9 protein-coding genes and 2 rRNA genes are annotated in these 14,021 nt (G+C 64.8%); all 11 read right to left on the bottom strand.

What is annotated here, in order from left to right:
* Nucleotides 1-68: 68 nt before the first annotated feature.
* Nucleotides 69-3,168: ribosomal RNA gene (locus tag C3V38_RS12945) — 23S ribosomal RNA — on the bottom strand.
* 350 nt (nt 3,169-3,518) lie between these two features.
* Nucleotides 3,519-5,038: ribosomal RNA gene (locus tag C3V38_RS12940) — 16S ribosomal RNA — on the bottom strand.
* The 16S and 23S rRNA genes sit together here, the layout of an rRNA operon.
* Before the next feature lie 461 nt (nt 5,039-5,499).
* Nucleotides 5,500-6,771: a tyrosine--tRNA ligase gene (gene tyrS / locus C3V38_RS12935; protein WP_061228802.1), complete on the bottom strand. Its 1,272-nt coding sequence runs from the start codon at nt 6,769-6,771 to the stop codon at nt 5,500-5,502.
* Nucleotides 6,772-6,776: 5 nt separating this feature from the next.
* Nucleotides 6,777-7,490, bottom strand: coding sequence for a DNA-3-methyladenine glycosylase (locus C3V38_RS12930; RefSeq protein ID WP_082767695.1), 714 nt, complete (start codon nt 7,488-7,490; stop codon nt 6,777-6,779).
* On the bottom strand, nt 7,487-7,708 hold the full coding sequence (locus C3V38_RS12925; protein WP_061228755.1) for a Trm112 family protein: 222 nt from the start codon (nt 7,706-7,708) through the stop codon (nt 7,487-7,489). The genes C3V38_RS12930 and C3V38_RS12925 overlap by 4 nt, the downstream gene beginning before the upstream one ends.
* 5 nt (nt 7,709-7,713) lie before the next feature.
* Nucleotides 7,714-9,171, bottom strand: coding sequence for an argininosuccinate lyase (argH, locus tag C3V38_RS12920; protein ID WP_061228756.1), 1,458 nt, complete (start codon nt 9,169-9,171; stop codon nt 7,714-7,716).
* Complete coding sequence (locus C3V38_RS12915; RefSeq protein ID WP_061228757.1) at nt 9,168-10,367, bottom strand: argininosuccinate synthase; 1,200 nt, start codon at nt 10,365-10,367, stop codon at nt 9,168-9,170. Before C3V38_RS12915 ends, argH begins: the two co-directional genes overlap by 4 nt.
* A 65-nt stretch (nt 10,368-10,432) precedes the next feature.
* Entirely contained in the window at nt 10,433-10,930 is a 498-nt protein-coding gene (locus tag C3V38_RS12910) for an arginine repressor (RefSeq protein ID WP_106385954.1), read from the bottom strand.
* Nucleotides 10,927-11,877 (bottom strand): ornithine carbamoyltransferase, encoded by a 951-nt coding sequence (gene argF, locus C3V38_RS12905; RefSeq protein ID WP_061228759.1) that lies wholly within the window; start codon nt 11,875-11,877, stop codon nt 10,927-10,929. The genes C3V38_RS12910 and argF overlap by 4 nt, the downstream gene beginning before the upstream one ends.
* Complete coding sequence (locus C3V38_RS12900) at nt 11,874-13,088, bottom strand: acetylornithine transaminase (RefSeq protein WP_084374735.1); 1,215 nt, start codon at nt 13,086-13,088, stop codon at nt 11,874-11,876. The genes argF and C3V38_RS12900 overlap by 4 nt, the downstream gene beginning before the upstream one ends.
* Nucleotides 13,085-14,020, bottom strand: a complete 936-nt coding sequence (gene argB / locus C3V38_RS12895; protein WP_106385953.1) for an acetylglutamate kinase — start codon at nt 14,018-14,020, stop codon at nt 13,085-13,087. The genes C3V38_RS12900 and argB overlap by 4 nt, the downstream gene beginning before the upstream one ends.
* Nucleotide 14,021 lies beyond the last annotated feature (1 nt).

The raw sequence follows: 14,021 nt of genomic DNA, 5'->3' as shown, positions 1-14,021 counted from the left end.
CGCTTTTGTGTGGGTGTGTTGTTTCAGATACTGCACAGTGGACGCGTTGCGATTCTTCGAAGCTGTTTGTGTGTAAGTCCTCGGCCGATTAGTACCGGTCACCTGCACGCATTGCTGCGCTTCCAGTTCCGGCCTATCAACCCCATGGTCTGTGGGGGGCCTTAACCACGCGAAGGTGGTGAGAAACCTCATCTTGGAACAGGCTTCCCGCTTAGATGCTTTCAGCGGTTATCCCTTCCGAACGTAGCTAACCAGCGATGCTCCTGGTGGAACAACTGGCACACCAGAGGTTCGTCCGTCCCGGTCCTCTCGTACTAGGGACAGCCTTCCGCAAGTTTCTTACGCGCGCGGCGGATAGAGACCGAACTGTCTCACGACGTTCTAAACCCAGCTCGCGTGCCGCTTTAATGGGCGAACAGCCCAACCCTTGGGACCTACTCCAGCCCCAGGATGCGACGAGCCGACATCGAGGTGCCAAACCATCCCGTCGATATGGACTCTTGGGGAAGATCAGCCTGTTATCCCCGGGGTACCTTTTATCCGTTGAGCGACACCGCTTCCACATGCCGGTGCCGGATCACTAGTCCCGACTTTCGTCCCTGCTCGACGTGTCAGTCTCACAGTCAAGCTCCCTTGTGCACTTGCACTCAACACCTGATTGCCATCCAGGCTGAGGGAACCTTTGGGCGCCTCCGTTACTCTTTGGGAGGCAACCGCCCCAGTTAAACTACCCACCAGGCACTGTCCCTAACCCAGATCATGGGCCGAGGTTAGACGTCCAATACGATCAGAGTGGTATTTCAACAACGACTCCACACACACTGGCGTGCATGCTTCACAGTCTCCCACCTATCCTACACAAACCGAATCGAACGCCAATACCAAGCTATAGTAAAGGTCCCGGGGTCTTTTCGTCCTGCCGCGCGTAACGAGCATCTTTACTCGTAATGCAATTTCGCCGAGTCTGTGGTCGAGACAGCAGAGAAGTCGTTACGCCATTCGTGCAGGTCGGAACTTACCCGACAAGGAATTTCGCTACCTTAGGATGGTTATAGTTACCACCGCCGTTTACTGGGGCTTAAATTCTCAGCTTCGCCTTGCGGCTAACCGGTCCTCTTAACCTTCCAGCACCGGGCAGGCGTCAGTCCGTATACATCGACTTACGTCTTCGCACGGACCTGTGTTTTTAGTAAACAGTCGCTTCTCTCTGGTCTCTGCGACCACCCCCAGCTCACGGAGCAAGTCCGGTCACCGGGCGTGGTCCCCCTTCTCCCGAAGTTACGGGGGCATTTTGCCGAGTTCCTTAACCACAGTTCTCTCGATCGCCTTGGTATTCTCTACCTGACCACCTGTGTTGGTTTGGGGTACGGGCCGTGTATGAACTCACTAGAGGCTTTTCTCGGCAGCATAGGATCACTGAATTCCCCACAACGGGTACGCATCAAGTCTCAGCCTTATGTGTGACACGGATTTGCCTGTTGTCACGGCCTACACTCTTACACCAGTACAACCACTGACTGGCCCAGCTACCTTCCTGCGTCACCCCATCGCTTGGCTACTACCAGATCAGGTCCCGCGCATCCCCACCACGCGGTCCGAAGACCGTCTAGGTGGTTCTGGGCGGTTAGTATCACTGATTCACCATGGGCGCGCATACACGGGTACGGGAATATCAACCCGTTGTCCATCGACTACGCCTGTCGGCCTCGCCTTAGGTCCCGACTCACCCTGGGCAGATTAGCTTGACCCAGGAACCCTTGGTCATCCGGCGGACGAGTTTCCCACTCGTCATTCGCTACTCATGCCTGCATTCTCACTCGTGTGGCCTCCACACCTGGATCACTCCGGCGCTTCTATGGCCACACGACGCTCCCCTACCCACCCACACACCTGCCCGGAGGAGGTTCAACGTGTGAGTGCCGCGGCTTCGGCGGTGTACTTGAGCCCCGCTACATTGTCGGCGCAGGACCACTTGACCAGTGAGCTATTACGCACTCTTTCAAGGGTGGCTGCTTCTAAGCCAACCTCCTGGCTGTCTCAGCGATCCCACATCCTTTTCCACTTAGTACACGCTTAGGGGCCTTAGCCGGCGATCTGGGCTGTTTCCCTCTCGACTATGAAGCTTATCCCCCACAGTCTCACTGCCGCACTCTCACACCTCGGCATTCGGAGTTTGGCTGACGTCAGTAACCTTGTAGGGCCCATCGGCCATCCAGTAGCTCTACCTCCGAGGTGAAACATGCGACGCTGCACCTAAATGCATTTCGGGGAGAACCAGCTATCACGGAGTTTGATTGGCCTTTCACCCCTACCCACAACTCATCCCCTCAGTTTTCAACCTAAGTGGGTTCGCGCCTCCACGACGTCTTACCGTCGCTTCACACTGGCCATGGGTAGATCACTCCGCTTCGGGTCTAGAGCATGCCACTAACAACGCCCTATTCGGACTCGCTTTCGCTACGGCTACCCCACACGGGTTAACCTCGCGACATACCACTAACTCGCAGGCTCATTCTTCAAAAGGCACGCCATCAGCCCAAAAGGCCTCTGACGGATTGTAAGCACACGGTTTCAGGTACTATTTCACTCCCCTCCCGGGGTACTTTTCACCATTCCCTCACGGTACTAATCCGCTATCGGTCACCAAGGAGTATTCAGGCTTACCGGGTGGTCCCGGCAGATTCACAGCAGATTTCACGGGCCCGCTGCTACTTGGGTACACAAATCGCCCCGCCGCAAGGTTTTCAGGTACGGGACTCTCACCCTCTCCGGCCGACCCTTCCAAGTCGTTCCCCTAACCCGCGAACAATCGGCGCCCGGTCCGGCAGAACCAAGGACATCGTGCCCCACAACACCACACACGCAACCCCTGCCGGGTATCACACGCATGCGGTTTAGCCTCCTCCGCGTTCGCTCGCCGCTACTGACGGAATCACTATTGTTTTCTCTTCCTGCGGGTACTGAGATGTTTCACTTCCCCGCGTTCCCTCCACACACCCTATGTATTCAGATGCGGGTAACACGCCATCACGCGTGCTGGGTTCCCCCATTCGGACACCCTCGGATCACAGCTCGTTTGGCAACTCCCCGAGGCTTATCGCAGCCTACTACGTCCTTCATCGGCTCTTGGTGCCAAGGCATCCACCGTGTGCTCTTACACACTTACATTCACAAACAATTAAAGATGCTCGCGTCCACTGTGCAGTTCTCAAACAACACACACCAACCCCACCCACACCCCGGCCACGCATGGCGCATCAGGTGCATCGGGAATCAGTGCCACCAGAAACAACCAAACCCCTCATCGAGGTTCGATGGTGTTGTTTCAGACACCCAACAGTGTGTTTCGTCCCGGACACCCACTCACGCCAGCACGCAGATCCTGAGTCTGCATACCCAACGTTCACCGCGGGTCCTTAAGCGATAGTGTTCCACCCAATTGAGCGTCCGGCCGGCCCACGAACGGGACCGCTACCGGCACTAGACTCTGACCACCAAAAGTGGTGAGCGCTCCTTAGAAAGGAGGTGATCCAGCCGCACCTTCCGGTACGGCTACCTTGTTACGACTTCGTCCCAATCGCCGATCCCACCTTCGACGGCTCCCTCCCCACAAGGGGGTTAGGCCACCGGCTTCGGGTGTTACCGACTTTCATGACGTGACGGGCGGTGTGTACAAGGCCCGGGAACGTATTCACCGCAGCGTTGCTGATCTGCGATTACTAGCGACTCCGACTTCATGGGGTCGAGTTGCAGACCCCAATCCGAACTGAGACCAGCTTTAAGGGATTCGCTCCACCTCACGGTATCGCAGCCCTCTGTACTAGCCATTGTAGCATGTGTGAAGCCCTAGACATAAGGGGCATGATGATTTGACGTCATCCCCACCTTCCTCCGAGTTGACCCCGGCAGTCTCTCACGAGTCCCCACCATAACGTGCTGGCAACATGAGACAGGGGTTGCGCTCGTTGCGGGACTTAACCCAACATCTCACGACACGAGCTGACGACAACCATGCACCACCTGTATACAAGCCACAAGGGAAACGACATCTCTGCCGCCGTCCTGTATATGTCAAGCCTAGGTAAGGTTCTTCGCGTTGCATCGAATTAATCCACATGCTCCGCCGCTTGTGCGGGCCCCCGTCAATTCCTTTGAGTTTTAGCCTTGCGGCCGTACTCCCCAGGCGGGGCGCTTAATGCGTTAGCTACGGCACGGAATCCGTGGAAGGACCCCACACCTAGCGCCCACCGTTTACGGCATGGACTACCAGGGTATCTAATCCTGTTCGCTACCCATGCTTTCGCTCCTCAGCGTCAGTTACTACCCAGAGACCCGCCTTCGCCACCGGTGTTCCTCCTGATATCTGCGCATTTCACCGCTACACCAGGAATTCCAGTCTCCCCTGTAGTACTCAAGTCTGCCCGTATCGCCCGCAAGCTCGGAGTTAAGCTCCGAGTTTTCACGGACGACGCGACAAACCGCCTACGAGCTCTTTACGCCCAGTAATTCCGGACAACGCTCGCACCCTACGTATTACCGCGGCTGCTGGCACGTAGTTGGCCGGTGCTTCTTCTGCAGGTACCGTCACTTGCGCTTCGTCCCTACTGAAAGGGGTTTACAATCCGAAGACCGTCATCCCCCACGCGGCGTCGCTGCATCAGGCTTTCGCCCATTGTGCAATATTCCCCACTGCTGCCTCCCGTAGGAGTCTGGGCCGTGTCTCAGTCCCAGTGTGGCCGATCACCCTCTCAGGCCGGCTACCCGTCGTCGCCTTGGTAGGCCATTACCCCACCAACAAGCTGATAGGCCGCGGGCTCATCCTGCACCGAAAAACTTTCCAACCACCACCATGCGGCAGAAGCTGAATATCCGGTATTAGACCCAGTTTCCCAGGCTTATCCCGAAGTGCAGGGCAGATTACCCACGTGTTACTCACCCGTTCGCCACTCGTGTACCCCGAAGGGCCTTACCGTTCGACTTGCATGTGTTAAGCACGCCGCCAGCGTTCGTCCTGAGCCAGGATCAAACTCTCCATAAAAGCTTCTCAGCACTTTAGAAAAGCACAATCCCAACAACAGAACAACCAAAACTGGCTGTTCCAAAAAACGCGACCCCCACGACAGGGATGTGAAAGGGTCGCAACCAAACAAAAAATTTGGCACTATCACAAACAAAACACACTGTTGAGTTCTCAAACAACACCCACACACCATCCGCACACCCGACCAGACGGCCGAACAGCATCCGGGGTGATCACCGCCCCTTTCGAGGCAACTCCTCCAGCTTAGCGGACCCGCTTCACCGTGTCAAACCCGGCTGGGCCCTCCCGCTTCGCGGAGGCTGTCTCCTCGGGCGGCTCGGGCCTCTCGGTCCGCGCCGCTCTCGGCGACGTCCAATAAGTTACGCAGGTGTGAACGGAAACGCAAACCCGCAGGTCAAGCCAGCTAACGAACGATGGCGTCGGCGAGAGCCGACGCCATCGTCGTACGCAGGGGCTGATCAGCTGATGCGGACGCCCGCGAAGCTCTTCTTGCCACGCCGCAGGACCAACCATTTGCCGTGGAGGAGATCACCGGAGGACGGCGTCCACTCCGGGTCCGAGACCCGCTCGTTGTTGACGTACGCGCCCCCCTCACCGACCGCACGGCGGGCGGCACCCTTGCTCTCGCTCAGCCCGGAGGCGACGAGCAGGTCGACGATGGTCGTAGGGCTGCCCGGGGCGATCTCCACCGCGCCGGCGTCCTCGAGCGCCGCCGCCAGAGTCGCCTCGTCGAGCCCGTCGAGCTCGCCGCGGCCGAACAGGGCCTGCGCGGCGGCCTGGACGGATTCCGTCGCGGCCACGCCGTGCACGAGCGTCGTCATCTCCTCGGCGAGGCGCTTCTGCGCCGCGCGCAGGTGGGGCTTGTCGCGGGTCGACGCCTCGAGCTCGTCGATCTCCTCACGCTCGAGGAAGGAGAACCACCGTAGGTAGCGCACGACGTCGGCGTCGGCGGTGTTGAGGAAGTACTGGTACCAGGTGTACGGGCTCGTCATGGACGGATCCAGCCACAGACTGCCGCCGCCGGTGGACTTGCCGAACTTCTTCCCGTCGGCAGAAGTCACGAGGGGGACCGTCATCGCGTGGACCGTCTCGCCGTCCACCCGCCGGTTGAGGTCGACACCGCCGATGATGTTCCCCCACTGGTCGGATCCACCCAGCTGCAGTGTGCACCCCATGTTGCGGCGCAACTGCAGGAAGTCGTTTGCCTGCAGCAGCATGTAGGAGAATTCGGTGAACGAGATGCCCTCGCCCTCGAGGCGACGCTTGACGGTGTCGCGCCCGAGCATCGTGTTGAGCGAGAAGTGCTTACCGACGTCGCGCAGGAACTCGATGACCGTCATGTGCCCGGTCCACTGCATGTTGTTCACCACCCGCGCACCGGTGGGTCCCTCGGTGAGGTCGACGAACAATTCCAACTGGCCGGCGATCCGCTCGGTCCACTCCGCGACGGTGTCAGAGGTGTTCATGACCCGCTCCCCCACCTCGCGGGGGTCGCCGATCATCCCTGTGGCGCCGCCGGCGAGGACGATGGGCCGGTGCCCGGCCAGCTGGAACCGGCGCAGGGTCAGCAACGGGATGAGGTGCCCGGCATGCAGACTCGGACCGGTCGGGTCGAACCCACAGTAGAGAGAGACCGTCCCCGCGTCGAGGTGGGCGCGAAGCGCCTCCAGGTCGGTCGACTGGGCGATCAGCCCACGCCACTGCAGTTCATCGAGGATGTCGTTGGTCACGACCGTCATTGTCCCCCATCGGTGCGACCGGCCACCACGGGGCGGGTGACCTGCGGTGCGCGTGGGCTCCGCCGATAGGCGGAGACCTCCCGCGCGCCGGCGAGCCAGAACCGCCAGGGCCGGTCCGCCTCGCGGGAGACCCCCACGCGCGGACCGGAGCGGATGTGGTCGTCGGGGACCGGCTCGGGTCGGAACCTGATCGACGACGAGGGGTCCAACACATTGGTGCCCCGCATCGACAGATCGATGCCGAGCGTGCGTCCGAGGTTGCCGGGGCCTCGGGCGGTGCGTTCCACCGGGATGCCGGGCCGGCGGGTCTCCACGGTCTCGTGACCGCCCACGACGCGGGCCGCCCGGAGGAGCACACCCCCTCCCTCACCCCGAGGTCGGCAGGTGATGTTCACGCACTGGTGCAACCCGTGGCTCAGGTAGACGTACAGGTGACCGGCGTCGCCGAACATCACCTCGTTGCGGGCCGTGCGACCCGGCCACGTGTGGGCCGCCGCGTCAGGAAACGCCGAGTCGGCGGGTCCGCCGTACGCCTCGACCTCCATGACGCGCACCGAGACCGTGTCGTGTGTGAGGATCCCGCCGAGAAGTAGCCGCGCCGCCTCGTCCGGGGACGAGGCGCGCAGCAACTCCCGGAACCGCTCGCCACCCGTCTCGTAGCCACCGGTGTCGTCGCGGTCGGCCCGGGGCGCGCCCGCCAGCGGACTCACTCCGCGGGCGTGCCGCCCGACCGGGCGACGAGATCCGCGTGCTCGGCGTCGTCGACCTGCCGGGACTCGTCGACCAGCAGGACGGGGATGCCGTCCTCGATCCGGTAGGCCCGGCGCAGACGCGGGTTGTACAGCGTCTCCCCGTCGATCAGGAGGAGGGGGCCCTTGTCCTCAGGACAGGCGAGGATCTCGAGCAGACGTGCGTCGATGACGGACATGACTCTCACCCTACCCACGCGGCGAACTGGTCACGGACCTCGCCCAACCGCCGGCGTTGCTCCGCCACGGCCTCACCCGCGGTCCCACCACGGGCGTTCCTCGACGCGACCGAACCGGACACCGTGAGGACCTCGCGGACCTCGGGCGTGAGCGCGGGGTCCACGGCCGCCAACTCGTCGTCGTCCAACTCGTCCAGTCCCACGCCGCGGCCCTCGGCCACCCGCACGCACTCACCGGCCGCCTCGTGGGCGACCCGGAACGGGACGCCCTGGCGGACCATCCACTCCGCGATGTCCGTCGCCAGTGTGTAACCGGCCGGCGCGAGCTCGGCGAGTCGCTCGGGATGGAACTCGAGCGTGCCGACGAGCCCTGCCATCGCCGGCAGCAGCAGGTCCAGTTGCGCCACGGAGTCGAAGACCGGCTCCTTGTCCTCCTGTAGGTCCCGGTTGTAGGCCAACGGCTGCGCCTTGAGGGTCGCGAGCAGCCCGGTGAGGTTGCCGATGAGTCGCCCCGTCTTCCCTCGCATCAGCTCGGCGACGTCCGGGTTCTTCTTCTGCGGCATGATCGAGCTGCCCGTCGACCATTCGTCGGCGAGCGTGACGTACCCGAACTCCGGAGTGGACCAGGCGATGATCTCCTCGGCCAGACGGGAGAGGTCGACCGCGATCTGCGCGAGCACGTAGGCCGCCTCTGCCGCGAAGTCCCTCGAGCTCGTGGCGTCGATCGAGTTGTCCGCCGCGCGGTCGAAGCCCAGCTCCGCAGCGATCGCGTCCGGGTCCAGCCCGAGAGAGGACCCGGCCAGTGCGCCCGACCCGTAGGGCGACACTGCCAGCCGGCGGTCCAGGTCCCTGATCCGGTCGAGATCGCGCAACAGCGGCTGCGCGTGGGCGAGCAACTGGTGCGAGAGCAACACCGGCTGGGCTGCCTGGAAGTGGGTCTTGCCCGGCATGACCGTCTCCGGGTGGGCGTCGGCCTGCGCGACGAGCGCGTCGACCACGTCGAGCACGCCCGTCGCCACCACCCGGACCGCGTCGCGGAGCCACATCCGGAAGAGCGTGGCGACCTGGTCGTTGCGCGAGCGGCCGGCCCGCAGCCGCCCACCGACCTCGGGGCCGACCCTGTCGATGAGCCCGCGTTCGAGAGACCCGTGAACGTCCTCGTCCGACTCGGCCGGGACGAACGCGCCGGAGTCGACGTCAGCGGCGAGCCGATCCAGCCCGTCGAGCATCGAGTCCAGGTCCGGCCCGGTGAGCAGGCCCGCCCGGTGCAGCACCCGGGCGTGCGCCTTGGACGCCCGGATGTCATACGGGGCCAGCTCCCAGTCGAAGTGGGTGGACTTGCTCAGTGCGGCCATGGCCTCCGCCGGGCCGCCGGCGAACCGGCCGCCCCACAGCGCGCCGGTATTGGTCCCGTGCCGGTCTTCCCCGGTCGTCCGCCCGCCGCCGTTCTGCTCGGCACTCACAGGCCGAGGTCCCGCTTGGCGGCGATCTTGGAGCTCAGGCCGTGTAGGTTGACGAAGCCCTTGGCGTAGCTCTGGTCGAACGAATCACCCTCGTCGTAGGTCGCGAGGTTGAAGTCGTACAGCGAGGAGTCGGACCGGCGGCCGTTGACGGTGATCGACCCGCCGTGCAGGACCATCCGGATGTCGCCCGAGACGTGCTGCTGGGTGTTGTCGATGAAGGCGTCCAGCGCGTACTTCAGGGGCGAGAACCACAGGCCGTCGTAGACCGCGTTCGACCACTCGTCCGAGACGCCGGACTTGTAGCGGGCGAGCTCGCGCTCGAGCGTGACGTCCTCGAGGGCCTTGTGGGCGGTGATGAGAATCATCGCGCCCGGAGCCTCGTACACCTCGCGGCTCTTGATGCCCACCAACCGGTCCTCGACCATGTCGAGACGCCCCACGCCCTGCGCGCCGCCGCGACGGTTGAGCTCCTCGATCGCCTCGAGCACACTGACCTTACGGCCGTCGATCGCGACCGGCACGCCTTCGGAGAAGGTCACGGTGACCTCGTCAGGGGCGGCGAAGTTGATCGTCGGATCCTCGGTGTAGTCGTAGACGTCCTTGGTGGGGGCGTTCCACAGGTCCTCGAGGAAACCCGTCTCCACCGCGCGGCCCCAGACGTTCTGGTCGATCGAGAACGGCGACTTTTTGGTGACGTTGATCGGGATCTCGTTCTTCTCGGCGAACTCGATCGCCTTCTCGCGGGTCCACGCGTAGTCGCGTACCGGCGCGATGACGTCGAGGTCAGGGGCGAGGGCACCGAAACCGACCTCGAAGCGGACCTGGTCGTTGCCCTTGCCCGTGCAGCCGTGCGCGACGGAGGTGCCGCCGTGCATCTTCGCCGCTGTCACCAGGTGCTTGACGATGAGCGGGCGGGAGATCGCCGACACGAGCGGGTACTGCCGCATGTAGAGACCATTGGCCTTGATGGTGGGGGCGCAGTACTCCTCGGCGAACTCGTCGCGGGCGTCCACGACGATCGACTCGACGGCGCCGCAGTCCAGGGCGCGCTGGCGCACCACGTCCATGTCCTCGCCACCCTGGCCGAGATCGATGGCGACGGCGACGACCTCGGCACCGGTCTCCTTGCCGATCCAGCTGATGGCGACGGAGGTATCGAGTCCGCCGGAGTAGGCGAGGACGACGCGATCGGACATGGTGTTCTCCTTGGTGTGTGCTGTGGGTTTGTGGGTCTGTGGGTGCGGGTGTGCGGGTCGCGGGGTCAGAGCTGGCGTCGGGCCAGCGCGGCGAGCCGGTCCGCGAGTTCCGCTCCGGCGACGGGTTCGCGGGCCATCACGAATATGGTGTCATCCCCGGCGATCGTCCCGACGACGTCATCCAGGTTGGCGCGGTCGAGCGCGCTGGCGAGGAAGTTGGCGGCCCCCGGCGGCGTGCGCAGGACCGCCATGTTGCCGCTGTGGTCGGCGGACACGAGCAGTTCGCCGAGCATCTTGGCCAGTCGGTCCGTGCCCCCGGGGATTCCCGGGACATGGCTCCCGTCCTCCGGGATGACGTAGCGGCCCGCTCCCCCGTCGGCGGCGCGGAGCTTGACGGCGCCGAGCTCGTCCAGGTCCCTACTCAGGGTTGCCACCGCTACGGCGATCCCCTCCTCCGCCAGCGCCTCGGCCAGTTCGGTCTGGCTGCGCACCGGACGGCGCCGAAGGATGTCGGTGATGCGGGCGTGCCGCACCGTCCTACTCACGGCGCCGACCGCGGTCACGCCCGCTCCAGGAGCCAGACGAGCAGGGCCTTCTGGGCGTGGAGACGGTTCTCCGCCTCGTCGAACACCCTGCTGCGGGGCCCGTCGATGACCTCGGCGGAGATCTCCTTGCCCCGGTACGCGGGCAGGCAGTGCAGGACGATCACGTCGTCGGAGGCCCGGTCCACCGCCTCCTGTCCGAGCCGGTAACCGGCCAGGTCCCGGAGGCGGTCGGCTGCGGAGTCCTCCATGCCCATCGACACCCAGGTGTCGGTGATGAGCACGTCGGCCCCCTCGACGGCCGAGGCGACGTCGGTGGTGATGCCGACCGATCCGCCCGTGGCCTCCGCGATCCGCTCGGCGTCGGCCACCACCTGTCCGGAGGGCTGGTATCCGTCCGGAGCGGCGATGATGATGTGGATTCCGGCCGTGGCGAAGCCGAGCAGGTAGGAGTGCCCCATGTTGTTGGCCCCGTCGCCGAGATACACGGCTCGCAGGCCGGCCGTGCGGCCGAAGTTCTCCCGGATCGTGAGGAGGTCCGCGAGGATCTGGCAGGGGTGGAACTCATCACTCAGCGCGTTGACGACCGGGACGTCCGAGTGCCCGGCGAGTTCGACGAGCCCGTCCTGGGAGTACGTCCGCCACACGATCGCCTCGACGTAACGGGACATCACCTTCGCGGTGTCCTCGAGCGTCTCTCCCTTGCCCATCTGAGTCGAACCGGACTCGACGACGATCGGGTTGCCGCCCAGTTGCGCGATTCCGGCGTCGAAGGAGAATCGGGTCCGTGTCGACGTCTTGTCGAAGATGACGGCGACGGAGCGTGGGCCCTCCAGCGGGCGCGCGGAGAACGGCTCGGCTTTGAGTTCCAACGCCAGGTCCAGGACGGCGGACTGCTCGTCGGGGCTCAGGTCGTCGTCGCGGAGGAAGTGGCGCACCGAGCGGGAGGCCACGGGCGAACCGGTCATGACGAGGACTCCTTCTGGGACGCGGTGTCGAGGATCGAGGGAAGGGCGGAGACGAACTCCGCCGCCTGCCCCTCCGTGAGGACGAGCGGCGGGGCGAGCCGGACGACGTCGGCGGCCGTGGCACCCACGAGATAGCCGGAGGCTCGCGCGGCCTCCTCCACGGACTTCGCGGCCGGCGCGGTGAGGACCATCCCGAGCAGCAGACCCCGCCCCCGCACGTGATCGATCAGCGGGTGGTCGAGGCACTCGATCTCGGCGGCGATGATCTTGCCGAGCCGGTCGACGTGGGCCACGAGGTCCTCGGACTCGATCGTGTCGAGCACGGCGAGCGCGGCGGCGCAGGACACCGGGTTGCCCCCGAAGGTCGTCCCGTGCTGACCCGCCGTGAGCAGCTCGCCGGCCGCCCCGACCCCGAGGCACGCCCCGATCGGCAACCCGCCGCCGAGTCCCTTGGCGAGGGTGATCACGTCGGGCACCACGCCCGCCTTACGGGAGGCGAACATCGCGCCGGTGCGCGCGATGCCGGTCTGGACCTCGTCGACGATCATGAGGACGCCGTGCTCTGTGCACAACGCGCGGACGTCCGCGAGGAACCCCTCCGGCGGTTCGACGACGCCGCCCTCGCCCTGCAGCGGCTCGAGGATCACGGCTGCGGTGTCAGCGGGCGCCGTCTCCACGAGTGCGGTGAGGGCATCGATGTCGCCGTACGGGTAGAACTCGACGCCGGCCGGCATCGGCTCGAACGGTTCCCGCTTGGCGGGCTGGCCGGTCATCGCGAGGGCGCCCATCGTGCGTCCGTGGAAGCCGTTCTCGGCGGCGAGGATCCGCGAACGCCCGGTGCGGCGCGCGATCTTGAACGCGGCCTCGTTGGCCTCGGCGCCCGAGTTGCAGAAGAAGGCCCGTACCGGCTGGTCCACCGCCAGCAGCGACTCGAGCCGCTCGGCGAGCTCGACGACCGTCTGGTGGACGTACAGGTTCGACACGTGCCCCAGCTCGGCGATCTGTCGGCTGACCGCGTCGACGACCGCGGGGTGGGCGTGACCGAGCGAGTTGACCGCGATACCGCCGAGCAGGTCGGTGTATTCCCGGCCGTCCGCCCCGACGACCGTCACGCCGCGTCCCGAGACCAGCTCGAGCGGCGGGGTTCCGTAGTTGCGCATCAGCGCGGTGTCCCACCTCGAGGTGAGGGTGGGGGTGGTCTTCTCACTCACGCGTGGTCTCCTGCCGGTATCCGGGTCTCGTGATCGCCCTCGGTCACCATCGTCCCGATGCCGCCCTCGGTGAGGATCTCCAGCAACACGGAGTGCTCGACACGGCCGTCGATGACGTGGGCGGCGCGCACGCCACCCTGCAGCGCGCGCAGGCAGGCCTCCATCTTGGGGACCATCCCGCTCTCCAGGGACGGCAGCAGTCGCTCCAGCGGCTCGGTGCCCAGGTGGGTCACCAGCGAGGAACGGTCGGGCCAGTCGGTGTACAACCCCTCGACGTCGGTGAGGACGATGAGCTTCTCCGCCTCCAGGGCCGCGGCGAGGGCGCCCGCGGCGGAGTCGGCGTTGATGTTGTGGACGGTGCCGTCGGCGTCGGGGGCGATGGTCGAGACCACGGGGATTCGCCCGGCCTCGATGAGGTCGAGGACCGCGCGGGGGTCGACGGACTCGACGTCGCCGACCAGCCCGATGTCTGTGGGCCGGCCGTCGACCATCGCGGTGCGGCGGACGGCGGTGAACAGGCCGGCGTCCTCGCCGGAGATGCCGACCGCGTACGGGCCGTGGGCGTTGATCAGTCCGACGAGTTCGCGACCGACCTGCCCGAACAGCACCATCCGCACCACGTCCATCACCTCGGGGGTGGTGACCCGGAACCCGCCGCGGAACTTCCCCTCCATCCCGAGCCGAGTGAGCATCGACGTGATCTGCGGTCCCCCGCCGTGGACCACGACGGGCTTCAGTCCGCAGGTGCGCAGGAAGACCATGTCGGCGGCGAAGGCCTTCTTGAGCTCGTCGTCGATCATCGCGTTGCCGCCGTACTTCACCACGACGATCTTGTCGTGGAACTTCTGCAGCCACGGCAGCGCCTCGGCGAGGACGCGCGCGCGGACGAACGGTGTCAGCTCGGTGGACCCGTCGTTCATCGCTGTGGTCATG

The sequence above is a fragment of the Dietzia sp. oral taxon 368 genome, assembly GCF_002999155.1.
Classification (GTDB): domain Bacteria; phylum Actinomycetota; class Actinomycetes; order Mycobacteriales; family Mycobacteriaceae; genus Dietzia; species Dietzia cinnamea.
This window is presented reverse-complemented; position numbering and strand designations above follow the sequence as displayed.